Below are 23,839 nucleotides of genomic sequence, written 5' to 3' on the forward strand. Positions count from 1 at the left end.
GAAATGGCTCATGAATAGTCTATTTGCGAAGAATGGGGGGGTGGAAGCGCGCGGCCTGCCAGCCGCCGTCGTCCGAAAGGGAAGCGTAGGGCCGTGGTCCCGTCCGACCTATCCGTACGCGCACGTAGGTCGCGGGAATAGTTCACACATACCGATTGAGCGGACAATGGGCGACGCCTTCGCCTCCGCAGGCGCTCGCGGAGTTCCCGCACTGGAGAAGGGTTGCTGGAATGACTCCGTGGGCATCGAATCGGGCAGCCCCGAACAACGCGACGCCGCGCGTGGCGCTGCTCGACGCGCAGGGGCTGGTCCTCTGCGTGGACTCCGAGTGGGCGCTTCTTGCCGCGTCAAGTGGGGCTGCGCCCTTCTACAGCGGGGTGGGCTCCGACTACCCCGAGCAGTACGCGACCATGGTCAGCGGCGCGCCGGAGGCGGCGGCGGACGCGGTCCGGGGAATGCGCTCGGTCCTGAAGGGGACGACGCAGAAATTCTCGTGGGACTACACCTGGGAGTCGCCGCTCGGGCGCCAGCCGTGCCGCATGAGCGTGACGCCGCTGCAGGGCCCGGCAGGCGGCGCGGTCGTGACGCATGTCGACGTCGATGTCGTCGACGAACCACGAAGCGCGAGCCAGGACGCGGCGCATCGCATGCTGAGGACGCTGGTCGACGCCTCGCCCGACATGATCTATGCCCTGGACACGGAAGAGCGCCTGGTGATGTGCAACCGCGAAGCGCTGCGTCAGCTCGGCGCGGACCGGGAGCGCGACCTGGAGGGCAAGTCGGTTCATGACCTCATGCCCGCTGCAGGGGCGGAAGCCGCGCAGGCCGAGAACCAGCGTGTGCTGGGTGGAAAGCCCGTGCTCGATCGCGATCGGCGGCACGTCGATCTCGCCGGCGTGCCCCACTGGCAACGCACCATCAAGGTTCCGCTGCGCGATGCCGACGGCGCGGTCATCGGCTTGATCGGCATCCACCGGAACATCTCGGATCACAAGAGGGCGCAGGAGGAGACGCGAGAAATCGCCGATCGGCTGGGGACCACCCTCGAACGCCTGCCCGACGGCTTCTGCACCATCGATCGCGAGTGGCGCATCACCTACCTGAACGAGCAGGCCCGACGCCTGCTCGGGCACGCCCGCACTGACCTGCTCGGCCGAACGGTGTGGAACGCTTTGCCGGAGCTCGCGGGTACGCCGTTCGAGCCGGCATTGCGCCAATCGATGGAACTCGAGACCACGGTGCAGGTCGTCGAGCGACTGTCTTTGCGCAGTCGCTGGTTCGAAGTCCGGATCCATCCGTCGCGCAGGGGGCTCTCCGTCTACATCCGCGACGTGACCCGCCAGCGCCGCTTGAACGAGAAACTGGAACTCGGCCGAATGCGCCTGATGGCCGCGCAGACCGTCGAAAAGATCGGCAGCTGGATCACCGATCTTGCGACCGGGACGGTCGAATGGTCCGACGAGACGCACCGGATCTTCGACACCGATCCGCTGGGCTTCGCGCCTACGCATGCCGGCTTTCTGCAACGCGTGCACCCCGATGACCGGGCCAGGATCGAGGCCATCTTTACAGCGTCGCTGCAGGAGCCGAAGGCCCAGGGCATCACCCACCGGGTGCTGTTGCCGAACGGCGCCATGAAAACCGTCGAGGAACGCTGGCAGGTGTACTTCGACGCCAAGGGCAAGCCGATCCGCGTGCTCGGGACGTGCCAGGACGTGACCGAGCGGGCGCATGCCGAACAGAGACTTCAGGAGAGCCGGCTGATGCTGAAGCTGGCTGGCAAGATGGGTCGCATCGGCGCCTGGATGGCCGACCTGGACGAGGACAGGGCCCTCTGGTCGGACGAGGTCTGCGCGATTCACGGCGTACCTCCCGGGACGTCCCCGAGCATTGTCGAGGCCATGGCCTTCTATGCCCCCGAGTCGATCGCTGCCGCATCGAACGCCTTCATCGCTTGCGCCCGGCAGGGGGTGGCTTGCGACATGGAGTTCGAAATCATCGCCGCCACGGGCCGGCGGGTGTGGGTTCGCGTGATTGCCGAGGCAATCAGGGACGAGAACGGAAGCATCCGGCGGGTGCAAGGCGCATTCCAGGATCTCTCCGAGCGCAAGCGCACGGAAGAAAGTGCCCGGCGCCTTTCGGAGCGTCTCACCACCACGCTTGAAACTCTCTCCGACGGTTTCCTGGCGCTCGATGCGAACTGGCGCCTCAGCTACGTCAACCCGAGGGCCGAGCAGATGCTCCAGCGCCCGGGCGGCGAACTGACAGGCCAGGTCTTCTGGAAATGCATCCCGGGATCTCTGGGGAGAGAATTCGAAGCCTCTTATCGAAGCGCCATGTCGCAGCGAATGGCGGCCACGTTCGAGACCTTCTTCATGCCGCTGAATGCGTGGCTGCGGGTCAACATCTATGCCTTCGAAGAAGGCCTTTCGGTGTACCTCCGGGACGTGACCGCCGAGCGCGGGGCGCGCCAGCAACTCGAGCTCCTGGAGGCGAGCGTCGCCCAACTCAACGATGTCGTGCTGATCACCGACAACCTGGTCGACGGGCCGGGACCGCGGATCGTGTTCGTCAACGATGCCTTCGAGCGCATCACGGGCTACGGGCGCGAAGAAGTCCTGGGACGATCGCCGCGCTTCCTGCAGGGTCCGATGACGGAGCGCGCCGAACTCGACCGCATACGTGCAGCCTTGGCGCGCAGCGAGCCCGTGCATGCCGAACTGCTGAACTACACCAAGTCGGGAGGCGAATACTGGGTCGAGCTGGACATCGTGCCGGTCGGTGCCGAAGGGGCCCATCCCGGCCACTTCGTCGCGATCCAGCGCGACATCAGCGATCGCAAGCGTGACCAGAGCGAGCTGCGCGAGATCAACACGGCGCTCGAGACGCGGGTGCAGGTGCGCACGGCCGAGCTCAGTCTGGCGCTGGACGCCGCCGAGCAGGCAAATCGGGCCAAGTCCGCCTTCCTGGCCGCGATGAGTCATGAGATCCGCACGCCGATGAACGGCGTGATCGGCATGATCGACGTGCTGGCGCAGGGCAGCCTCCAGCCCGATCAGCGCGAAACCGTCCATATCGCTCGCGATTCGGCAACGTCGTTGCTCGCGCTCGTCGACGACGTCCTCGACTTCTCCAAGATCGAGGCCGGGCGTTTCAGCGTCGACCTGGAGCCCATGGCCATCGCCGCCGTGATCGAAGGCGTGCGCGCCACGCTGGCACCCGCCGCATCGAAGGGTGGCGTGGCCTTGACCGTGTCCATGGATGCCGCTGTGCCTTCGAAGGTGTACGGCGATGCCGCGCGCCTGCGCCAGGTTCTGCTCAACGTCGTCGGCAACGCGATCAAGTTCAGCAGCCAGCCGGGGCCTGCCGGCCGGGTGGCGCTGGGCGTCTCGCTGGTCGAAAGGGCCAACGCCGTCTCGATGACGGAGTTCCAGGTCACCGACAACGGCATCGGCATGGACGAGCACATGCTGTCACGGCTGTTCACGCCCTTCAGCCAGGCGGACAGCAGCACGACGCGGCGCTTCGGCGGCACCGGACTGGGGTTGAGCATTTCGCATGCCCTGGTGGAAATGATGGGAGGCCGGATCGAAGCGCGCAGCCAGCCCGGGCTCGGTTCGACTTTCACGGTGACGCTGCCATTTCGCACGCGGGCGATCGATGGCGTCGATCCGGGCAGCTATCCGGCGCTCGCGGACGCGGCGCCGCCTTCGGCAAGATTCGTGGGCGCCGCGGCTTCGGCTTCGAGCGGCCCGTCCATCAGGCCACGGGTGCTGGTGGCGGAGGACAACGAAACCAACGAGCTCGTCTTGCGCAAGCAACTGTCGCTGATGGGCTTTTCAACCGATGTCGGGCGAAACGGCCGCGAGGCGCTCGAGCTGCTGCGGCGCAACGACTATTCGCTGCTGCTGACCGACCTTCACATGCCGGTCATGGATGGCTACGAGTTGGTGGCCACGATTCGCGCCGAGGAAAAGGGCATGCGGCGCATGCCGATCATTGCGCTGACGGCCGATGCGCGCTCGGGTGACGCACGGCATTGCCTGGACGTCGGCATCGACGAGTGCCTGATCAAGCCCCTGCCGTTCGAGACCTTGAAGGCGACCCTGCTGAGGTATGTGGCGGACCCACCCGGGACAAAGACGGCGCCTGGGGAAACGCGGGGACCTTCTTCCGGAGGCGAACCGCCGGTCAACCTGAGCGTCCTGGCCTCATTGATCGGCGACGACCCGGCGGCGACCGCCGAGGTGTTGCAGGCCTTTCGGGCAAGCGCCGCGCGGGTGGGCACGGAACTGGCCCATGGCGTCCGGACCGGCTTGCGCCAGGTGGTCCTGGACGCGGTCCACAAGCTCAGGTCGGGCGCCCTGGCGATCGGGGCGATCCGCCTCGCCGACCTTTGCGTCGCGACCGAAAGCAGTGCCCGAAACGACAACGACGCCACCTTGCTGTCGCTGCTGGTGCGGCTCGAGACCGAAGTGCGCGACATTGATCAGTTTCTCGCACTGCGCGCCGAGCCGCCGGATTCAGCCGCCCGCCTGCGGGTCCTGGTGGTCGACGACGACGAGTTCATGCGCGCCGCGCTGAAGCGAATGCTGGTGGGGGCCGGTTTCAGGACTGAAGTCTTTTCTTCGGCCGAGGACCTGCTTTCCCATGGCGACCTGACGCCGCCGGGCGTCTTGCTGCTGGACGTGAAGATGCCGGGCATGTCCGGCATCGCATTGCAGGAGGAACTGCGCGAGCGTCGCGTCGGCTTGCCGGTGATGTTCCTCACGGGGGCTTCCGAGATTCCGTTGGCCGTGGAGGCCATGCGCAATGGCGCGGTTGATTTTCTCGAGAAGCCGGTCGAACGCGCCGATCTGGTCCAGCGCGTTCGCCGCGCCTCGATGCTGGGCCAGGCAGCCGCCGCAGCGCCAGCCGCGGCGGCCGATCATGAGCGCCGCCTCGCCACGCTCACGCCACGCGAGCGTGAAGTCCACGATTGCCTGGTCACCGGCTTGACGAGCAAGCTGATCGCCATCGAGCTCGGCGGCAGTTTCCGGACGGTGGAGACGCATCGGGCCCGTGTCATGTCCAAGATGGGCGCGGCTCACCTCGCTCATCTGGTCAGGATGGCGGTCGACGCCCGGGCCGCGCCTTAGCGACGGCGGCCCGCGGTCACGCGCTGCCTCAGAAGTTGCTCAGCCGCCGTCGATCACCAGCTCGCTGCCGACCGTGAACTTCGACTCGTCCGAGGCGATGAAGACCACCGCCTTGGCGATTTCCGAGGGCTCGCCGCAGCGGCCGGGCGGACGTGGCCCAGGATGGCGCCGGCCATCTTGTCAAGATCGGCCGCCGCCAGGCCCAGCTTGCCGTAGAACGGCGTCGAGATCCGGCCCGGGCTGACCGCGTTGACGCGGATGCCGCCGCCGATGCGGCGAAACGTCGAGGCCGATGGGGGGTATTGACCGTCAGGGCCTGCCAGGCACTGGGGATGGGCCCATCACTGCCGTTCGAACACCGGCGCGCAGCGACCGCAACGCTGAGCGGCCATTGCCACGCCGCGGTTGAGCCGAAGGTCGGACCTCTTAGACGCGTCTACGACTCGCCCCGCGCAATCTCCGCCTGCTCAATCAGTTTGAGCAACACTTCGAAGTCGACCGGTTTGGCCACGTGATGATCGAACCCTGCTGCTAGCGCGCGTTGCCGGTCTTCCGGACCTTCGTAGCCTGTGAGCGCGATCAACATCAGCGGCGGATCGCCCGTCGCGCGACTTTGCCGCAGCCGCCGGGCGACTTCATAGCCATTCATGACGGGAAGACCAATGTCGCACACCACGATCTGCGACCGCTGGTGCTCGAAGGCAATCAGAGCGCTTGCCCCGTCCAGAGCGACTTTGACCTCATAGCCACACATCTCCAACAGCATAGACAACAGGACGCCCGCGTCGACGTTGTCGTCAACGATCAAGATTCGAGCTGGAACGAAGGCGGGCTTGGGCGCCTGCTCCTTGGCCCGTTCAGCCGCCTTTCTCACGCGCGGCAGGATGACGGTGAACTCGCTGCCTGCACCAATGCCGGCACTTCTTGCTGTGACCGTCCCGCCATGCCGGTCAACCATGGCGCGCACCACAGTGAGCCCAATGCCGAGGCCACCCTGGCTGCGACTCAGAGAACGTTCTTCCTGCGCGAACAAGTCGAAGATATGAGGCAGCGTTTCCGCCGCGATGCCGCTCCCGGTATCCGTCACGCGGATCACCACCTTGTCCCGATCGGGTCTGGCGATCAAGGCGATGTCACCGCCCTCTGGCGTGTACTTGGCCGCGTTGTGAAGCAGATTGCCGATGATCTGCGCCAAACGCGTCAAGTCTCCGTCCACATACATGGGGCTGACCGGCATGTCGAGGGTGAGATGCTGACGCTGCGAGTCAATGAGTCCGCGGTACATCTCAACGGCCTGGTCGACGAACTCGCTCACCTTGACCGTCTGCCGCTGCAAGGTAACTTTGCCGCTCGTCACTCGCGACGCGTCGAGCAAATCGTCCAGCAGGCGCGCCATGTGTTCGACCTGACGACGCACTACTTCACGGATGGTCGTCACACGCGGATCGACAGTGTCAAGGCGCTCCAGCAAGGCGACGGCGCTCCGAATCGGCGCCAAGGGATTGCGCAGTTCATGCGCCAGCATCGCCAAGAACTCGTCCTGTCGGTGCTTGGCTTTCTGTGCCGCTTCCTCCAGCTTTTCGGCCGCAAGCGTGGCCATGACCAGATGTTCGTTTGCCTCCCTCAGATTCTCGCTGAGGGTCTCGGCGGTCGCCCTTGTCAGCTCCCACGCGCGCATGTCCTCCTCGCGGCGGGCTAGCGCTCGCTCGCGAATCGCGAGGGACTGTCGTCGCGGGCTCAAACTTCCATCATCGCTCTCAGGTCGACCTTGAGAGTCTGCGGAGTCTGCGAGTTCGGCAGTCATGGTGGATGGAAGATAACCTTATGACGGGAGCGGATGACCGGTCAACAACCCCACCATGCCGGGGGTGGGCTGGCCGATCACGATGCCCCCATCAGTGATCTCGTAAGGTCGAAGTTCATGGCTGTGGTCGCTGTTGCGAATCTTGACCACGGCCATGACGCGCTTGAGCTGACCTTCGAGCTCGACGTAGCGCTGCACGATGATCGCGTCCGTGAGGAATGCCGCGCCGTAGGGGCTGAAGCGCAGGTCGGTATAGCGGTCTTCCAACTCGGAAATCATCAGGACGGCGGCCCCCATGCCTGTCAGCACCGCAATCATCCGATGCAGCGACTCCCGGAAATCTTCCCGGAAGCTTGGCGCCAACGCGAGCTCGAACCCCGAGATGGAATCGATGACGACGCGCGTTGCGCCGGTGCGCCCGATCAGTTCGGTCAACGCATGGAGGGTCTCGTCTATCGACAGGTCGAGCGCGCGCGTATCGATGACGCCCACTTCGCCACTGGCGATGAGTTCATCCAGTCGCACCTGATGCGATCGCGCCGGGCTCTTCTCGAAGGCCGCGATGACTCCCTTCTCACCCGCCCTCGCTCCCTCCGCCAGGAAGGCTGCGGCAAGCTGCGATTTGCCCGAGCCGGAGGGACCTGCGACCAGCAAAGAATAGCCAACCGGTAGCCCGCCCCCCATCAAATCGTCCAGCAATGGCACGCCCATGGAGAGACGAGCAGGAGCGGCGTCGAGGCCGCCGGCTCTGCTTTCAGGCACCGTTGCTCTCACGGCGATGGTGCGCGGAAAGATCTGGACGCCGTCGTCGCTGATGCGAAAGGTGTGAAGGCCTGGAATGGTCGCGTGGCCTCGCATCTTCATGATCTGAAGCTTGCGAACGACCGAATTCCGCTCGATGGACTGGGCCATCCACACGATGCCGTCCGCGACGGTGAAGATGGGGTTGGCTTCGCTCTCGAAAGCGACGTACTCCCCGATCAGGAAGGTCGTGGCTTCCCACGTCGTCAACAGCATGCCGAGACGCTGCACGAAGTGCTGCAGATCCATCTCATCCCTGCCGGCGCTCTTTGCCGACTGGATGACGGATCGAAACGAGTCCACCATCACCAGGGACGGCCCGAAACGCTCGACCTCTTCCACGATCCGGTTCAGGACGCGGTCGTAGTCACCGGCCACGATTTCATCAGCCAGGTTGATGAACCGAATCGAGTCGTTTACCTTGGCAGCGTCGAAGAAGTTGTATTGCTGCTGGTAGCGCAGCATCTTCAGTGGTGGCTCACCGAGGACGGTGAAGAAGATGGCGCGCCGGTCCGGGTTGGCCAGCGCGAACATGATCTGGTGCGCGAGGGTCGTCTTGCCCGACCCTGGTGCTCCCGCGATCAGGTTGAAAGAAAATTCCGCCAGCCCGCCGCCGAGCAGCGCGTCCAAGCCCGGCACGCCGGTGGGCAGTCGTCGGATGACAACCTTGTTGGTCATTTAGAGGTTCTCCTGGGAGGACTGGTCAGCACCGTGCGTGCTCCAAGCCGAAATCAACATGCGAAGGGTCAATGGTTCGCCGATCAGGGAAATGAGGTGGTCGACCAGGGCGAAAATGAGGGTCTCCCCTGCAAACAGGCAATCAGCGGTCGGGCGTGCCGCCAGGTCGTCGTGCAACGCCACGAGCAGTGTTTCGGGCGCGGCGGCGGGTGGCGCGGTCCAATCCAGCTTCGAGCGCGTGCGATGTACGGCGTGCACAACCAGTGCCGCCGACGCCTGAGCGCCCACAACCAATGCAAGCTCGGCGTGAAGCAAACGCAAAAGAGTAGTCGTGGCCTCAGCAATGGGGCCCGGGTCAGAGCCGTCGCCGTAGCGTTCAGATAGCGCCTGCTTGATGATGTCTTCGCGCATGGCCCTCCGGCTTGGGTATGGAAATCCATTGTCGGGCAATTGAGCCCAGCTCGGCATGCCCCTAGAGCCTATCCGCAAGTAGCTTTTATCATGCGGGGAACGACATTCCGGGCGTTCATCCCGCGCAAGGGCCGGACCGCTGCTTTTGAGCAAGAATGCTGCACCGCCGCAACCACTGCCAGTTGGTCAACGGATTCCGAACGAGACGCTGGGGCAGAAATCAGGCCTGATGTTCGACAAGCTTCGCTCGGGGTTCCCTCACCTTGCTCGCTGCGCACAGGTGGCTCAATCTAAGCGGCTCTAAATCTGTGGCGCGGCGCCCCGCCCGCACTGGATGACGGCTTCCTTTCGTCAGCTAGCGGTCGCCGCTCGTCAAATGGGCAGCGGCTGCTCGTGGCTGGTGGCCCCCGTGCGCCACGGTTTCCAGCCCATCGATAGCATCAGCCCAGTGCAATCATCGGCTCAGCGCCGAACACCTCGACCGGCATCAGTCGCATGATCTGCCTTTCCACGTCCATGGTGCGCGCGAGCCACTGATCGACGTCGCCCAGCTTGATCGCGATCAGCGAGCGCTTGTCCTGCTCGGCGCGCCGGAACTGCCACCACTTGTTTTCCCGCTCTCCCAGTTTGGATCGTCGAAGCTGGCCGCTGTGCGCTCGTAGCCGGAGGCTTCCCGCGCGCTCCGGATGGACGGACCGGTGCACGAGGAAACACTTGGCGCGGCAGGCGCAGTTGGTTGTGCGGCCGATGTGCCAGAAGCGCTCGACTTCCCACTCCTCCGGCGTCTCGTATCGGTTGCAAATCGGCGCATTTTGGCGGAAGAGTCGCCTTCCAAGATGCACATCTCGTTCAGCACTGGTTCAGAGATTCGCTCCATCATCTGGACCTCCTTCGACCAACCATTGGTCTTGCCCGCTTCGCCGGGTTTTTTCGTTTCACTGCTCGATGGCTGATCGACTCCGAGTCCTGGACCGAGGGCGCATTTCCCAGTGCATCAGCGCGATCTCGCGCAATGGGATAGAAGTGTGTCGGCTTCAACCGGCTGTGCGAAATCCAAGCATGGACCTGAGAAATTGGCAGAAAAGGCACGAGTGGATCGCCCATCCTTAAGTCGTGATCGCCGAGTCGTTGTGGACCCAGATCACGGCAACCACTCTATGATCGCCGTGCGCCAAGTGAAGCCTGACCTACTTGTATCTCGGCATGATCGCACCCGCGCACACCAATGAAGCGCGCAGCGCACTCGTTCACTGTGGTCGGCACTTAGTACTGCCCCTGCCCGTCTCCGGTGCGGTCATGAACCCAGCGCATTGCCTGCTGCTCGGCGTGACGGGTCGCTTCAGCCTCGGTCCCATACACAATTTCCTCCGTGTCGTTGGGCAGTCGCGTCTCTTCCTCATCCGCGGGAGTCCGAACAAGAAGGACGATGGGCCGATAGCCGCCGCGGACGGGCTCTGTGCCTAGCTCAAAGCGAAAGCCGCGGTATTCGAGCGAGTGGCCATCGGAGATCGGAGTGCTGGGGTTTGTGGGCATGATTCGCGCCTCTTGGGAACTTCCTAGATGGTGCCCAAGGGTAATGGCACCGGCATGCAGGCCAGCGCAGGGCCTGCTTGAAGGACAGCGCGCCGCAGATCGTGAATCGCCTTCAAGGAGCGCGCGCGGTGATGGCACCCCTATTCGAAATCTCCGGTGCTGAGCTTCAACGGGTTCTCTGTCGAGTACACGTCTCCCGCTGGAGCCAGCTCCAACACCTTCGCATTGATGGTCTCACCGTGCTGAAGGTAGGCCTCGGCAAGGCCTTTGTCGCCCGGCCCTGCTCCAAAGTGGTCTTCCATCGTCTCTCGCGTGATGCGCACCGGTATGGAACCACCAGCCCGCGTGACGCGGAAGGTCAGCCATCCGCCCTTGTCTTCGAGGTTGGCAAAGCCGCTCACCGGCGCGGCGCCCGCGCTACCCAAGCCCGCAGGGGATTTCTCGACGCCTGCCTCTGCGTCCGGGGTCAAAGGATTTCGTTGCTCAGTCATTGGGCCCTCCAGTTCGATGGAACCTGTCGAAAGGTGCCACGAATCATGGGCCTGCGATGCAAGCCGCATTGCGGAGTGAATGCAGGACGACACCCCAAAGGAGGTCTTTCTGTAACCCGGCGCCTTGGCCAGCGCCACCGCTCGCGCCAAGGCCGAGGTCCGGAACCGGCAATTGCGGCACCGGCCCAACAGGTGCCCGCGCGCATCAGAAGGCCTTGCTCGGCAAGATGGTCGTTGGTCTCCTCGAACACCGCCTTGCTGAGGTCGTTGTCCAGCAGCAGGCGTCTGAACTTCGGCAGCGTGGTGGCGTCGGGCACCGGCTCCCGCGAGAGGCCGATCCCCACGAAGTCGCGCAGCGCCTGGCTGTCGTGCAGCGCGTCCTCCAGCGCCTCGCCGGCCAGGCCGTACCACTGCTGGAGGCCGTACATGCGCAGCATCCGGGGAACGCCGATCGGCTCTCGGCCGACGCGCCCGCGAGTGGGGTACAGCGGCTCGATCACGGCAATCAGACGAGACCACGGCTCGACGCGCTCCATGTCAGCCAAGAACTTCTCGCGCCGCGTGCGCTTCTTCTTCATCGCGTACTCGGCGGTGGCAAAGCTGCGTTGGTTCATCTCGGTGGTGCTGTGACTTGCGATGCCTTCACGCATGCACGGGCCGTGGCCGCAGCGACCTATTGATCAGCGTTGCCTTAACCCTCGGCTCACCAGAATCCGCCAAAGCGGCGAGGCCCCCTCGCTTCCCCTCTCTATATTGAGGTTTGAGGTGAGCTTCCAAAGTAGACGAGCCGGTCACGAACGAAAGGCAGAAAGTCAGCTTTCAATGATCGCCGTCGTTTGCCCTAGAAATTCGACCGGCCGCAACCAGTCTGAAGTACGCGCTCGAATCCGGTCCCTCGAACTGGGCCTACCGGGCCAGAACCAGTCGTTCGCGGGCGCGTCTCTCCTCTGAACGGATGACGCTCAGATTGGGATTTCGTAAGCCTGATTGCTACGCACCCAGGTTGCCAATCCCGCCTCGACGTTCTTGGCACGCCAAGCAGCGAAGTTCGGGTCGTTGTTGAGGGCGTCGAGGGTGGCCCCTAGTTTCGCGGTCGATTCGGAACGCGCGACGAAAGTCATGTTCCCAACCTCACCAACTTGCACACTCCAAAGGCTCACATCCGCGCCATGCTTCCTCCACATTTCGGCAGCTTCTTTAATAATCCCGAGCAGGTCTTGCATCTTGGTGCCCGGGTTGGGTTTGAATACATACTGAACAACAGCAGCTGACATGTGTGACTCCTTGCTGACCTCAGGCCGTGCGAAATGGGCGGCCCGGACCATTTAGCGGCCGACGCTCATCAATAGTCAATTTGTATTACATACTGGAATGTTCAGGGGGTTTGGCTTGCTGCAGGTCCAATGGGGCTCGGGTCCCTGCGCGCGGGTTCGTCGCCGCGAGAGGCCATGGCTAGGGTGCCCGACAGCTCTCGAGCGTCCGCACAGATGGGACCTCTCCTTGGACTTGAGCTGCGCCACATGCACTATGAACTTGCGGAGGCCTCGGCTTGAGGTCTGGACACCAAATGACAAGGCACGCGAGACATGTACGACTCCGACCTACCTGCCATTGAGCGTTACAACGCGAGAGTAAGCGGGAATATCGCTTGCATCCCGAAATGGGGCCGTCCCCGCACGAGCTGAACATCGACACCGCACCGGTCGTGCGGCTCTTGGCGAATCCTTACGTACCGAGGGAACCTCAGCCCCACTCGACCCGGCGAGACAACCGTCTGTCTTCCCGCCGCACATTTCGGGTGCACTCCGCCGGAACTGAGGGGCGGCGCGGCGACGGCGACCGCGAAGCGGTGGGCATGGCCGCCCGTCGTTCAGCGGTGCAGGTCAGCCGTGCGCAGTCAGTCGCCGACGTCGGTCTCTCCGTCGTTCGGCGCAGCAGTTCGAGCGGCGGCAACCAGTCGAATTCGGGAGCTGATCGCGCCACTGCGACTGGCCGGGTCGACGAGCGACAACCTGCCGGTCGCGAAGCAAAACCCAGCCGTCCGCTCTCATGGGTTTCCGACTTCGCCAGAGAAATCCGACTAGAAGCAACAAGCTGATCCGTAATCCAGGTCAAGGACGCCAAGCAAGCGTGAAATCACACCGCTCCATTCACCGCATGCTTCAAGGACTTGCCAGCAGTGAACTTCACGGCCTTGCTCGCCTTCATAGTCACAGGCTCGCCGGTTGGCGGATTGCGACCCGAACGTTCGGCGCGGTTCGAAACGATGAAGTTGCCGAAGCCAACCAACTGCACGCCCTCGCCTTTGGCCAAGGCGCCGGCCAGGTTCTCGAGCGCGGAATCCAAAGCTCGGGCAGCGTCGGCCTTGGTGAGGTTGGTATCCGCGGCGATGGCTTCAGACACGATTCGTGGCGCACCCTTGAACTAGCCTCCTCGCCACCACAGGCGCTCAACGCACCCGTGACGCGTCCACACGTACCACGGTTCCACGCTCGGCGGGCCGTGCGGCGGCGCACAGACGGGGCCCACGAATCGCCCCATGCTCCAAGGCGACAGTCAGTCCGGCGCTGGTAGAGGTTGCTTCGGCACCCACTCGCAAGCGTGGTACCTCGATGCCGGCGACTGTCCCAGATTCTCCAGACAAAGAGGTAACCTGAATTCGGAGCAAAGTCATGGACCCGGCCGCCGGAGCAATGTCTGAGGATTTACTGATCGCGCAAGCCTTGGCTGCACGTCAGCTCGCTCACGACAGGATCGTTCTCGCTTTTCGGGAGCAACTGTGCGGCAATGGGCCCGGTCCGTCGGAGGGCGATCTGCTGGCTTTCGCCAGGCATGTCCTTGTGGAGCAAACGCTCCTGCATCTGAGGCAAGGGGGCAGCCGAGGTTCGCGCCTGTCGGAGGCATCGCATGGCGAACGCGCAGTTTGAACATCACGGGCACCGGGTGACGATCGTCGTCTTGCACATCGGGGAGCGTTGGACCTGGTCCTACCAAATCCACGACCGGATACCTGTCGCGAATGTCGAAACCGGTGCACGCACTGAGGGAGCGGCGCTCCACGAGGCAAGGCACGAAGCCATCGCGGCGATCAAGGCGCTCGTCGACAACCCGTAGTCTCTGATCGGTGCCCCCGTTCCACTCCCGGCCGGCCGAGAGGCCTTTGCGTTCTTTAGCGCCCTGCGATAGGTTTCGACATAGCTGGACGCCATCCGTGTGCAGGTATAAGACGAGGCATTGGCGAGTCCGACCTTGCGCATCTCGTCAGGGCGGGACGCCGATCCTTCGATCCTTGCGGCAATGGCCGCGGCGTCGTCGGGATCAATGTAGGCCGCTCCCTCCCCACCGCTCTTGTCCCTCGCATGTGTTCGGTATCGAACAGACGCCGATGGCGCCCCTCGCTACCCTATCGTCATTCCATCATCGGGCGACGCAATGTCACTCTCCCTGTTTGCCGCCGAGACTCTGGTCCTCGACTATCTGAATGGGCGCGTCATGCCCGACGCCCCGCACCGCGCTTTCGTTCTCGCGGTCGAGACCAGGCTGGTGAACGGCCTGGAGCCACTATTCGACGAGACCCTGTGCGCCGAGATCGATAAAGAGGCCACTGCGCCAGCCATCTGGTCGTCCGAATCCATCTTGAGAGCAGTCCTGGAGCACAGAGCGGATCTCCGCATGGCCTCACGGCGGATGAGGACACTCCGGTCGGCGTAGTCGGTTTGCATTCATGCATCAGCTCGACGACATCGCAACAAAGCTTCTGGGTTTGCCCTTCGACGACCTCGACGAGCGGACCCGGCGTATCGCGCGACATGTCGCGGAGCGAACGCCCGTTTCGCGCAATGTCGTGCAGGAGGCCGATGCCGGGCAGTCAAGGGGCCAGCGCGCGGCAGACGCGGTCGCGTCGTTCGGCGGCTCCTGGACCTTCGTCGGACTCTTCGGCGCCACCATGCTGCTGTGGGTCGCGCTCAATGCCCTGCTCTTCGCGACGCGCGGCACGACCTTCGACCCTTACCCGTTCATCCTGCTCAACCTGTTTCTCTCCATGCTGGCGGCAGTGCAGGCGCCGATCATCCTGATGTCGCAGAACCGGCAATCCGAGAAGGACCGGATCCATGCGGAACACGACTACGAGGTCAACCTCAAGGCCGAACTCGAGATCATGCTGCTGCACGACAAGATCGATCAATTGCGCGAGAGGCAATGGGAAGAACTGCTGGAGATCCAGAAGCAGCAACTTGCGCTGCTGACAGGGTTGATCGAGAAACGAGCGCAGGTGCCATAGCGCCCCCGGTCTGTGCGATAGCGCACAGAAGGGCCCAGTATCCCTATACTGGCCTTGCGTCGGACGCGCTGCGGGAGTGCGCTCCGAACGAATCCGATTTCCAAGGAGGTTCGTCATGAGTCAATCCTCCGACCCGTTGAGCAACCGTCTGCTAGCCGCCCTGCCCGAGGCGGAGTGGGCGCGGTGGCTACCGCAACTTCAAGCGGTCGACATGCCCTTGGGCCAGGTGCTTTACGAATCCGGCAAGACACTGAGCCACGTGTACTTTCCGACCACCGCCATCGTGTCGTTGCTGTACGTGATGGAGAACGGGGCCTCGGCCGAGATCGCGGTGGTCGGCAATGAGGGCATCGTCGGAATCTCACTCTTCATGGGAGGCGAATCGACGCCCAGCCGCGCGGTCGTGCAGAGCGCCGGTCGGGGTTTCCGGTTGACGGCGCAGGTCATGAAGGACGAGTTCGACCGGGCCGGCCCGGTGCTGCACCTGCTGTTGCGCTACACGCAGGCGTTGATCACGCAGATGGCACAGACCGCCGTGTGCAACCGGCACCACTCGCTGGACCAGCAGTTGTGCCGATGGCTGCTGCTGAGCCTGGACCGCCTGGAGGGCAGCGAGCTCGTGATGACGCAGGAGCTGATCGCCAACATGCTCGGCGTCCGTCGCGAAGGGGTGACGGAGGGCGCGCTCAAGCTCCAGCATGCTGGCCTGATACGCTACTCGCGAGGCCGTATCTCAGTGCTCGACCGCAAGGGACTGGAGGGGCGCACCTGCGAGTGCTATGCGGTGGTCAAGAACGAGTACGATCGGCTTCTTCCTTCAACGACCGCGATCTGATCTCCCTCCGGCACCGCAATTCATCCCGGGGTCTGCCCGATGGCAGGCAGTCGCACTGCACGTCTGCGGGCAGACTGGCGCCACCCATGCACAGGCGGTCACGAGCGAGGTACTCGCCGGCGGGAGATCGGATCGTCGCACCCGCAGAAATGCCTTTATCTGGCGCGCAGGTGCTTGACTGTGTCCGACATCCTGTCCATCGCAGTCGTCGTATTGCCCGATTCGGCGAGGAGATCCGACGCCGCCTGAGCCTGTTGCGCCCACAGGCTCTGCCCCTCGGTGGACCAACCCATAAGGCTTTCCGAATACTCTCGCGCGAACGTCGAGTAGTTTTCCGTGAGCTTGCGGATCAGGTCCGGATAAACGTCGGAGACGACTACGCGACCGAATGATTGCTGTACCAGCTCGAAGTACTTTTGGACGTTGGCGTTCGCCATTTCGAACATCGCCGGCGACTGCGCAAAGTTCGTGACGAGCGCAGCGTTGGCCGAGGCCAGGTTGGTGAAGGGTTGGGTCATGTCGTTCATGGGTTACCTTTTGCCGGCTACCGCCGGCCATCGAAGCTGCCGGAGAAAAGGTGCCCCACCAACAGCTTCGGTAGCGGCGCACCGAAGCGGAAGACAAGGCATGCTGCTCTTGCATTTCGATTCGCTCGCAGAGGCCGCCAGCTGTCGCGCCCAACCTCTGCCGCTTTTATACGGGTCGTCTTGTCTCGCGTCTGTGCGTTGGAGCACGTAGAACTCCACGTTCGAGGGGACTTCCGGACAAGATCGTCATTTAGACGCGCAGAAGTGTCATGGGTCGCGCATCGGGCCGCGCGGTGCGCGTCGCCGTGCAGACGCCGCTCAGGCGCCGTCTTGCAAAAGGGCGCCGTCAACGGCGACGACGCCAGTTTTTGCTCCGGCTGTGGCGGCAAGCTTACGGCGTTCCCATGCGGCCACCTCGTGGAACCCGTTCGAGGACGTCGTCACCCTCGCGGAGCGACAAGCCTCAGCCTGAAGCTGTCGGGTTCACGATCTTCGAGGCCTCCGCCACCTGCTGAGTCAATTGGGCCTGTGCTTCGGCGGCCATCCCCATGAGGCTCTCGGCATGTTCTCGCGCGAATGTCGAGTAGTTGTCCGTGAGACTGCGGATCAGGTCCGCCTGGGCCTCGGAGGCGGGCATCCCTCCAAAGGCCTTCTGCGCCAGTTCAAGGTATTTCTGGGCGCTCGTATTGACCAGGTCGGCCACATCCTGCGACTGCGCGAAACGCGTGATGAGATCCGCATTGGCGGCGGAAAGCTTGACAAAGGGTTGTGTGAGATTCTGCATGGAGGCCTTCTTCCGACGTTTGCTGATCCAAGAATCATTTATAGGACGTTATCGCCGTCGGGTCTGTGCGCTGGCAGACAGTCGCAACGGACAAATGCGCGCAGAGTGGTTCGTCCCACTCCACGGAGCATTCCTTGGCCGCGATCGAAAATCACCTCATCGAACTGCTCCCGCTCAACGACCGCAGGCGTCTGCTGGATGTCTGCGAACCGATCCATCTGGTCCTGGCAGAGGTGATCCACCAGCCGGGTGCAGCCACCCGGCACGTTTACTTCCCGGTTGACGGCTTCATTTCGCTGGTGGCGCAGATCGACGAGCATCCCGGGCTGGAGGTCGGCATGGTGGGTCGCGAAGGGATGCTGGGCTCGAATCTCGTCCTCGGTGTGGAAATCGCTCCCTTGCGCGCCCTGGTGCAGGGCGCCGGCGCGGCCTGGCGCATTACCGCTGCCGACTTCCGGCGCGAGCTTGCACGCAGCGCGCCCCTGCAGAGGGTGCTGGACCGCTACATACAGGTCTCGCTTTCACAACTGGCCGCGTCGGCCGCCTGCCTGCGTTTTCACCAGATCGGCCCGCGCCTGGCGCGTTGGCTCCTGATGAGCCAGGACCGCGCCCATGCCGACAGCTTCCACGTCACTCAAGAATTTCTGGCCTACATGCTGGGTGTGCGCCGCGTCGGTATCACCCTGGCCGCCGGCTCGCTGCAGCGCAGCGGGTTGATCGAGTACAACCGCGGCACCCTCAGCGTGCTCGATCGTCGGGGACTCGAAGCGACGGCCTGTGCCTGCTATGCCGCGGACAGGAAAAGCTACGCCGGATTGCTTTGACCCGGTGCGCGGCATCCGACGGCCGATGCGCTGCTTCTGTACGCTGCCGAACTGACGACCGGCCGTGCGCGGCGTACAAGGGAACATCGGGCTCAGTCCCTGTTCACGCGAGGCATCATGGAATACGACCGCGACTCAGTGCGCCTCTCCTATCACGGCTGGGAGATACGCAGCCACCTCACCGGTGTTTCCTTCGACGGCACCGTGGCCGCCGGGGCGATGCTGTACTTCGAAGAGACATGCCAGTGCCACATCATCTCCTGCAGAAAGTTCGCCGACGGCGGGGATGCCATCCATTCCATCGAAACCAGGGCGTCGCTCTGGATCGACGGCCGCGAAAGCAACCCCAGGACCTCCCATGTCGAACCCTCCCTACTTTCATGAGGCCTCGGGCTCCGTCCATTTTTGGGTGCCCATCGATGGCGCACTCGTCGGCGCGACCATTCGAAAGGAAACACTGCACTACTGTTATCGGTCGACCGCCATCGATGACCAGCCGCTGGAGACCTACCAGCTTCACGCCCAGGTCATCGATGCGGCCGTGCGCAGGCGCGTCTCGGGCGGCTCCATCGAACCGGTGATGGTCCGCGACTACGACCTGCACGACGCTGTGGGCAAGGGCATCGAATAGGCCGCAGGGCGCACGGGCCGAGAGGGGCGAACGACACTTCAGTGTCCGGACGCTCCCTCCGCGCCGATGCCGGTCTCCGAGCGCACCTGCTGCGCCAGGAACCCGGCCCGGTCCTTGGCCGCGCGTGGGCTCTTGTCGAGAACGGAGAACAACCAGATCCCGACGAAGCCGATGGTCATGGAGAACAGCGCGGGCGACTGGTACGGGAAGAGCGCGGAACCCTTCGGATTTCCGAGCGTCGCTTCCCACACTGCCGGCGACACGACGGTCAGCGCCACCGACGAGACGAGCCCGAGAAATCCGCCGATGACCGCGCCGCGGGTGGTGCAGTCTTTCCACAGCACCGACATCAGCAGCACCGGGAAGTTGGCGGAGGCAGCGATCGCGAAGGCCAGGCTCACCATGAACGCGATGTTCTGCTTCTCGAAAACGATGCCCAGGACCACCGCGACGAAGCCCAGCGCCACGGTGGTGATGCGCGACACCCTCAGTTCGGCCACGCTGTCGGCCTTGCCCTTCTTGAAGACGGTCGCGTACAAATCGTGCGACACCGCCGAGGCACCGGACAAGGTCAAGCCCGCCACCACGGCCAGGATGGTCGCGAAGGCCACCGCCGAGATGAACCCGAGGAACACGTTGCCCCCCACCGCTTTCGCGAGGTGGACCGCCGCCATATTGCCGCCGCCGAGCAGCCCGCCCTTGGCGTCGAGGAACTGCGGATCGGTCAGCACGAAGGTGATGGCGCCGAAACCGATGATGAAGGTCAGCACGTAGAAGTAGCCGATCCAGGTGGTTGCCCACAGGACCGACTTGCGCGCCTCCTTGGCATTGGGCACCGTGAAGAAGCGCATCAGGATGTGCGGCAAGCCGGCGGTGCCGAACATCAGCGCCATGCCGAAGCTGATCGCCGAGATCGGATCCTTGATGAAGCCTCCCGGCCCCATGATCGAGAAGCCTTCGGCCGCAGCCTCGGCGGGCGGCTTGCCCGCGGCGGTTGCGATGGCGGTCTTCACTTCGACCGCCTTCGCGAACATCGCCTCGGGGCTGAAGCCGAAGTTCCAAAGCACCATGAAGGCCATGAAGGTGGCGCCCGCGAGCAGCAGGCAGGCCTTGATGATCTGCACCCAGGTCGTCGCCGTCATGCCGCCGAACAGCACATACACCATCATCAGCGCGCCGACGATGACCACCGCGATCCAGTACTCCAGGCCGAAGAGAAGCTTGATGAGCTGCCCCGCTCCGACCATCTGGGCGATCAGGTAGAAGGCCACGACGACCAGCGTACCGGATGCCGCGAACACGCGCACGGGCGTCTGCTCGAAGCGAAAGGCCGCAACATCGGCGAAGGTGAACTTTCCCAGGTTGCGCAACCGCTCGGCCAGCAGGAAGGTCACCACCGGCCAGCCGACCAGAAAACCGATCGAATAGATCAGGCCGTCGAAGCCGCCGATCATCACCGCCGCGGAAATGCCAAGGAACGAGGCGGCCGACATGTAGTCGCCCGCGATCGCCATGCCGTTCTGGAAGCCCGTGATGCCGCCGCCGGCGGTATAGAAGTCGGCCGCGCTCTTGGTCTTCGCTGCGGCCCACTTGGTAATGAAAAGCGTGGCGACGACAAAGGCGGCAAACATGCCGATGGCCGTCCAGTTGGTGGGCTGCTTTTCGAGCTGGCCGAGATCGGCGCCGGCGGCCTGGGCGGCTTGGGCTGCCGCCAGCAGAACCGCAAGGCCCAGCGCCTTCGCAAGGAGGGCGCCGCTCATTTCAGGACCGCCTTGGCAATGGCGTCGGTCAACCTGTCGTATTCGCCATTGGCCCGGTTGACGTAGATGCCGGTGATGACGATGGTGAAAACGATGACCGCGAGCCCGATCGGCATGCCGATCGTCGTGACGCCGCTGCCCAGCCGGGTTGCAAGGAACGGCTTGTCGAAGGCGACCAGCAGGATGAAGCCGTAGTACACGACCATCATTGCCGCCGCCAGCCACCAGCCGAAGCGAGAACGCTTCGACTTGAGCGCCTGGTAGTTCGGGTCGCGCAGGATTCTCGACGTCAGATCGCTTTCCATGGTCAGTTCCTTTCCATGAGCTGATCGAGGACGGCCGGGTTCTCGAGCGTCGAGATGTCTTGCGTGATCGCTTCGTCCTTGGCGATAGACCGCAGCAGGCGTCGCATGATCTTTCCGCTGCGTGTCTTGGGCAGGTTGTCGCCGAAGCGGATGTCCTTCGGCTTGGCAATGGGGCCGATTGCCTTCGCCACCCAGTTGCGCAACTCGGTTGCAACCTTCCTGGCTTCATCGCCGGTCGGCCGCGGGCCTTTCAGCACGACGAAGGCGCAGATCGTCTCACCCGTCGTCTCGTCCGGACGCCCCACGACGGCCGCCTCGGCCACCAGGGCCGTGCAGGACACGAGCGCCGACTCGATCTCCATCGTGCCCATGCGGTGGCCCGACACATTGAGCACGTCGTCAATACGGCCGGTGATGGTGAAGTACCCTGACTCGGCGTCGCGGATGGCGCCGTCGCCCGCCAGGTAGTAGCCCTTGAGCTCCGGCGGAAAATAGCTGCTCTTGAAGCGCTCGGGATCGCCCCAGATGTTGCGGATCATCCCGGGCCAGGGCTTCTTCACCACGAGGAGCCCGCCTTGGCCGTTGGGTACGTCGTTGCCCGTTTCGTCGACCACAGCGGCTGCTATTCCGGGGAAGGGCAGCGTGCAGGAGCCCGGCACCAGCGGCGTCGCGCCAGGCAGGGGCGTGATCATGTGACCACCGGTCTCGGTCTGCCAGAAGGTGTCGACGATGGGGCAACGGCCGCCGCCGACGTGCTGGTGGTACCACTCCCAGGCGGCCGGATTGATCGGCTCGCCCACCGAACCCAGGATGCGCAGGCTGCCGAGGTCATAGCTCCTCGGATGCACCGCCTCGTTGGCCTCGGCCGCCTTGATCAGCGAGCGGATGGCGGTCGGCGCGGTGTAGAAGACGCTGACCTTGTGGTCCTGGATCATTTTCCAGAAGCGGCCCGCATCTGGGTACGTCGGCACGCCTTCGAAAATGATCTGAGTCGCTCCGATCGCGAGCGGACCATAGGTGATGTAGGTGTGGCCGGTGACCCAGCCGATGTCGGCAGTGCACCAGAACACGTCATCGTCCTTCAAGTCGAAGGTCCAGGTCGAGCTGACCGCTGCGTGCACCAGGTAGCCACCCGTCGAGTGCTGCACGCCCTTGGGATTGCCGGTCGACCCCGAGGTATAGAGGATGAACAGCGGATGCTCCGCACCGACCCATTCGGGATCGCAGGTGTCAGCCTGCGCCTGTGTTTCCTCGTGCATCCAGCGGTCGCGCGAAGCCTCCCAGGCGATCTGGCGGCCCGTGCGCCGGTACACGATGACGTCCTTGACCGACTCGCAGCCGCCAAGCGCCATCGCTTCGTCGACAATGGCCTTGAGCGGAAGCTGCTTGCCGCCGCGCAACTGCTCATCGGCAGTGATCACCATCACTGCGCTCGCCCCCGTGATGCGCTCGCGAAGGCTTTGCGCCGAGAAGCCGCCGAACACCACCGAATGCGTCGCGCCGATGCGGGCGCAGGCCTGCATCGCCACGACACCTTCGACGCTCATCGACATATAGATCACGACGCGATCGCCCTTCTTGACGCCGCGCGCCTTCAGGGCGTTGGCCATGCGGCAAGTGCGTGCCAGCAGGTCGCTATAGGTGACGCGGTTGATGCGGCCGTCGTCGGCCTCGAAGAGGATGGCCACCTTGTCGCCCTGGCCGCGCTCGACATGGCGATCCAGGCAGTTAAAGGAGGCGTTCAGCGTACCGTCCTCGAACCACTTGAAGAACGGCGCCTCTCGCTCATCGAGTGATTCCGTGAAGGGCGTCTTCCAGCTCACGAACTCTCGGGCCAACCGTCCCCAGTAAGCGCCGTGATCGGCGTCGGCCTCGGCCACCAGCTTCAGATAGGCCGGCATGCCGGATACGTGTGCGCCCTTCATGGCAGCCTCTGGTACCGAATAGATGATCGCTTTTTCGCTCACTGCATCTCCTTGCGTGGCGAAGCCGGATTCCCTTAGTCAAACGCTGAAGGTCCGCAAGCCAACAGCCCTACCCTGCGCTTGAGCTGCGCTTGGGTCTGTGCGCTAGCACACCAACGGGGGATTCCTCGGCGCCACGGAGAACTCGAACGAGCTCTTCGACCCCTCCGGGGCGGACGGTTCGTCCCAATGTGCGGTGACGCACGGACCGGGACTACCGAGCAGGCGCATCCTTCTGGCTCATATGCGCGCGCAAAAAGAGACGCCGCAATTGAGCAACGTAAAGGATGACCATGCCTATGCAACTGCTCCAGCGCCTATGTTGCGCTCGACTTCCCATGAACATTGACGCCGACGACGACATCGAGAAATGTGCCGTGCTTTTCACGGCCAAACTGATAGAAGCGGATATTCCTCCTGCGTCGAATCGACGGGGCGCGCGTACTTATTCGGGGCATGCCACGGTGATGCGCGTGACGGAATCCGGCAAGACAGCATCTGCAACACGGCCTGCGAGTGCTGGAAAGTACGACAAACCAAGCCCCCCCTGCTGAAAACGGCCGTGGAGCGCCGCAGCAATCCTAACGATTCTCGGGCTTGCGGCGCAGCGGCAAGTTGTTCGTTCTCCACTAACTCATTGTGCGTCGTGGAGGAAATCCTGCTCTCATGGGAGGGTCGAGCGCGTCAGCTTGCAGAACCGGGACAAGCGAACTGGGTGCTCGATCTCCCCCTCCCTAAGACGGCATGGTCGCGCCGTCAGTTCGCCCCGGTCGAGCTCTTCCCTCTGTAGCCACGCCGCCGTCGGCTGCCGCATGGACCACGCCTGGGTTCAGAGTTAAGTGAGAAAAGTTCAGAGTTAGCTGAGAACCTGTCGATGCTCTCTCAACCTTGATCCCGGCCTCCATGTAGATCAACAACTTAGGCAACTTCGGTTCGCGGCGACTTGAATCCCGCATTCATCTAAGAACTTATCCGTAAATAGGTAAACTATCGATCCGAGCCGCATTGGGCGCGGCGATGGATCGAGATCTTGGCGAAACGTGTTGAGTCGTGGGTGGTGACCGATGAGTT

At 63.7% G+C, this 23,839-nt stretch carries 20 protein-coding genes and 2 pseudogenes; 8 read left to right on the forward strand and 14 right to left on the reverse strand.

Going from position 1 to position 23,839, the window contains the following annotated elements:
- Positions 1–230 precede the first annotated feature (230 nt).
- Positions 231–5,138, forward strand: a complete 4,908-nt coding sequence (locus QZH52_RS37065) for a PAS domain S-box protein (RefSeq protein WP_301816278.1) — start codon at positions 231–233, stop codon at positions 5,136–5,138.
- Between the two features lie 39 nt (positions 5,139–5,177).
- Here the strand turns inward: QZH52_RS37065 and QZH52_RS37070 are convergent.
- The 9 genes and pseudogenes from QZH52_RS37070 to QZH52_RS37110 form a co-directional block, all read right to left on the reverse strand.
- A pseudogene (locus tag QZH52_RS37070) lies at positions 5,178–5,276 on the reverse strand (SDR family oxidoreductase); the annotation flags it as partial.
- A gap of 298 nt (positions 5,277–5,574) precedes the next feature.
- Positions 5,575–6,738 (reverse strand): hybrid sensor histidine kinase/response regulator, encoded by a 1,164-nt coding sequence (locus QZH52_RS37075; RefSeq protein ID WP_301816279.1) that lies wholly within the window; start codon positions 6,736–6,738, stop codon positions 5,575–5,577.
- Between the two features lie 222 nt (positions 6,739–6,960).
- Complete coding sequence (locus QZH52_RS37080) at positions 6,961–8,421, reverse strand: ATPase domain-containing protein (RefSeq protein ID WP_301816280.1); 1,461 nt, start codon at positions 8,419–8,421, stop codon at positions 6,961–6,963.
- Positions 8,422–8,832 carry a hypothetical protein gene (locus QZH52_RS37085; RefSeq protein ID WP_301816281.1) on the reverse strand — a complete coding sequence of 137 codons (411 nt, stop codon included), beginning with the start codon at positions 8,830–8,832 and terminating at the stop codon, positions 8,422–8,424. It abuts the gene before it with no gap.
- Positions 8,833–9,272: 440 nt separating this feature from the next.
- Positions 9,273–9,674 (reverse strand): hypothetical protein, encoded by a 402-nt coding sequence (locus QZH52_RS37090; protein WP_301816282.1) that lies wholly within the window; start codon positions 9,672–9,674, stop codon positions 9,273–9,275.
- 831 nt (positions 9,675–10,505) lie between these two features.
- Positions 10,506–10,856 carry a hypothetical protein gene (locus tag QZH52_RS37095; RefSeq protein WP_301816283.1) on the reverse strand — a complete coding sequence of 117 codons (351 nt, stop codon included), beginning with the start codon at positions 10,854–10,856 and terminating at the stop codon, positions 10,506–10,508.
- A 191-nt stretch (positions 10,857–11,047) separates the two neighbouring features.
- Positions 11,048–11,470 (reverse strand): annotated as a pseudogene (locus tag QZH52_RS37100) (transposase); the annotation flags it as partial.
- A 348-nt stretch (positions 11,471–11,818) separates the two neighbouring features.
- Entirely contained in the window at positions 11,819–12,130 is a 312-nt protein-coding gene (locus QZH52_RS37105; RefSeq protein ID WP_301816284.1) for a hypothetical protein, read from the reverse strand.
- A gap of 862 nt (positions 12,131–12,992) precedes the next feature.
- Complete coding sequence (locus QZH52_RS37110; RefSeq protein ID WP_436411677.1) at positions 12,993–13,259, reverse strand: HU family DNA-binding protein; 267 nt, start codon at positions 13,257–13,259, stop codon at positions 12,993–12,995.
- A gap of 504 nt (positions 13,260–13,763) precedes the next feature.
- On the opposite strand from QZH52_RS37110, the gene QZH52_RS37115 reads away from it, so the two are divergent.
- The 3 genes from QZH52_RS37115 to QZH52_RS37125 all read left to right on the forward strand — a co-directional run bounded on the left by QZH52_RS37115 (position 13,764) and on the right by QZH52_RS37125 (position 15,973).
- Positions 13,764–13,970, forward strand: coding sequence for a hypothetical protein (locus QZH52_RS37115; RefSeq protein ID WP_301816285.1), 207 nt, complete (start codon positions 13,764–13,766; stop codon positions 13,968–13,970).
- A 610-nt stretch (positions 13,971–14,580) separates the two neighbouring features.
- Positions 14,581–15,138, forward strand: coding sequence for a DUF1003 domain-containing protein (locus QZH52_RS37120; RefSeq protein WP_301816286.1), 558 nt, complete (start codon positions 14,581–14,583; stop codon positions 15,136–15,138).
- Between the two features lie 115 nt (positions 15,139–15,253).
- Complete coding sequence (locus QZH52_RS37125; protein WP_301816287.1) at positions 15,254–15,973, forward strand: Crp/Fnr family transcriptional regulator; 720 nt, start codon at positions 15,254–15,256, stop codon at positions 15,971–15,973.
- Between the two features lie 155 nt (positions 15,974–16,128).
- Here the strand turns inward: QZH52_RS37125 and QZH52_RS37130 are convergent, their stop codons facing one another.
- Together QZH52_RS37130 and QZH52_RS37135 are read right to left on the reverse strand one after the other, a co-directional pair.
- Positions 16,129–16,500, reverse strand: a complete 372-nt coding sequence (locus QZH52_RS37130) for a hypothetical protein (protein ID WP_301816288.1) — start codon at positions 16,498–16,500, stop codon at positions 16,129–16,131.
- A 463-nt stretch (positions 16,501–16,963) separates the two neighbouring features.
- On the reverse strand, positions 16,964–17,284 hold the full coding sequence (locus tag QZH52_RS37135; protein WP_301816289.1) for a hypothetical protein: 321 nt from the start codon (positions 17,282–17,284) through the stop codon (positions 16,964–16,966).
- Positions 17,285–17,418: 134 nt separating this feature from the next.
- On the opposite strand from QZH52_RS37135, the gene QZH52_RS37140 reads away from it, so the two are divergent.
- The 3 genes from QZH52_RS37140 (at position 17,419) to QZH52_RS37150 (ending at position 18,739) form a co-directional block, all read left to right on the forward strand.
- A complete protein-coding gene (locus tag QZH52_RS37140; protein ID WP_301816290.1) occupies positions 17,419–18,108 on the forward strand; it encodes a Crp/Fnr family transcriptional regulator in 690 nt (229 codons plus the stop codon).
- Positions 18,109–18,225: 117 nt separating this feature from the next.
- Positions 18,226–18,492 (forward strand): hypothetical protein, encoded by a 267-nt coding sequence (locus QZH52_RS37145; RefSeq protein WP_301816291.1) that lies wholly within the window; start codon positions 18,226–18,228, stop codon positions 18,490–18,492.
- A complete protein-coding gene (locus tag QZH52_RS37150) occupies positions 18,467–18,739 on the forward strand; it encodes a hypothetical protein (RefSeq protein WP_301816292.1) in 273 nt (90 codons plus the stop codon). Before QZH52_RS37145 ends, QZH52_RS37150 begins: the two co-directional genes overlap by 26 nt.
- A 38-nt stretch (positions 18,740–18,777) precedes the next feature.
- Here QZH52_RS37150 and QZH52_RS37155 read toward each other — a convergent pair whose 3' ends face one another.
- Genes QZH52_RS37155 through acs form a run of 3 tightly spaced genes read right to left on the reverse strand, consistent with a single transcriptional unit; the run spans position 18,778 to position 22,771 of the window.
- Positions 18,778–20,499, reverse strand: a complete 1,722-nt coding sequence (locus QZH52_RS37155) for a cation acetate symporter (protein WP_301816293.1) — start codon at positions 20,497–20,499, stop codon at positions 18,778–18,780.
- Positions 20,496–20,804, reverse strand: coding sequence for a DUF485 domain-containing protein (locus tag QZH52_RS37160; protein ID WP_301816294.1), 309 nt, complete (start codon positions 20,802–20,804; stop codon positions 20,496–20,498). The genes QZH52_RS37155 and QZH52_RS37160 overlap by 4 nt, the downstream gene beginning before the upstream one ends.
- 2 nt (positions 20,805–20,806) lie before the next feature.
- Positions 20,807–22,771, reverse strand: a complete 1,965-nt coding sequence (acs, locus tag QZH52_RS37165) for an acetate--CoA ligase (protein WP_301816295.1) — start codon at positions 22,769–22,771, stop codon at positions 20,807–20,809.
- A 335-nt stretch (positions 22,772–23,106) separates the two neighbouring features.
- Here acs and QZH52_RS37170 point away from each other — a divergent pair, with 335 nt between their 5' ends.
- Positions 23,107–23,322 carry a hypothetical protein gene (locus tag QZH52_RS37170; RefSeq protein ID WP_301816296.1) on the forward strand — a complete coding sequence of 72 codons (216 nt, stop codon included), beginning with the start codon at positions 23,107–23,109 and terminating at the stop codon, positions 23,320–23,322.
- Positions 23,323–23,839: the final 517 nt, after the last annotated feature.

It is taken from the genome of Variovorax ginsengisoli (assembly GCF_030486595.1).
In the GTDB taxonomy this organism is placed as follows: Bacteria; Pseudomonadota; Gammaproteobacteria; order Burkholderiales; family Burkholderiaceae_C; genus Variovorax; species Variovorax ginsengisoli_B.

Coding starts and splice junctions, on each gene's coding strand:
- QZH52_RS37065 (WP_301816278.1), top strand. CDS start 231: ATGACTCCGTGGGCATCGAATCGGGCAGCCCCGAACAACGCGACGCCG.
- QZH52_RS37075 (WP_301816279.1), bottom strand. CDS start 6,738: ATGGCCACGCTTGCGGCCGAAAAGCTGGAGGAAGCGGCACAGAAAGCC.
- QZH52_RS37080 (WP_301816280.1), bottom strand. CDS start 8,421: ATGACCAACAAGGTTGTCATCCGACGACTGCCCACCGGCGTGCCGGGC.
- QZH52_RS37085 (WP_301816281.1), bottom strand. CDS start 8,832: ATGCGCGAAGACATCATCAAGCAGGCGCTATCTGAACGCTACGGCGAC.
- QZH52_RS37095 (WP_301816283.1), bottom strand. CDS start 10,856: ATGACTGAGCAACGAAATCCTTTGACCCCGGACGCAGAGGCAGGCGTC.
- QZH52_RS37105 (WP_301816284.1), bottom strand. CDS start 12,130: ATGTCAGCTGCTGTTGTTCAGTATGTATTCAAACCCAACCCGGGCACC.
- QZH52_RS37115 (WP_301816285.1), top strand. CDS start 13,764: ATGGCGAACGCGCAGTTTGAACATCACGGGCACCGGGTGACGATCGTC.
- QZH52_RS37120 (WP_301816286.1), top strand. CDS start 14,581: ATGCATCAGCTCGACGACATCGCAACAAAGCTTCTGGGTTTGCCCTTC.
- QZH52_RS37125 (WP_301816287.1), top strand. CDS start 15,254: ATGAGTCAATCCTCCGACCCGTTGAGCAACCGTCTGCTAGCCGCCCTG.
- QZH52_RS37130 (WP_301816288.1), bottom strand. CDS start 16,500: ATGAACGACATGACCCAACCCTTCACCAACCTGGCCTCGGCCAACGCT.
- QZH52_RS37135 (WP_301816289.1), bottom strand. CDS start 17,284: ATGCAGAATCTCACACAACCCTTTGTCAAGCTTTCCGCCGCCAATGCG.
- QZH52_RS37145 (WP_301816291.1), top strand. CDS start 18,226: ATGGAATACGACCGCGACTCAGTGCGCCTCTCCTATCACGGCTGGGAG.
- QZH52_RS37150 (WP_301816292.1), top strand. CDS start 18,467: ATGTCGAACCCTCCCTACTTTCATGAGGCCTCGGGCTCCGTCCATTTT.
- QZH52_RS37155 (WP_301816293.1), bottom strand. CDS start 20,499: ATGAGCGGCGCCCTCCTTGCGAAGGCGCTGGGCCTTGCGGTTCTGCTG.
- QZH52_RS37160 (WP_301816294.1), bottom strand. CDS start 20,804: ATGGAAAGCGATCTGACGTCGAGAATCCTGCGCGACCCGAACTACCAG.
- QZH52_RS37170 (WP_301816296.1), top strand. CDS start 23,107: ATGAACATTGACGCCGACGACGACATCGAGAAATGTGCCGTGCTTTTC.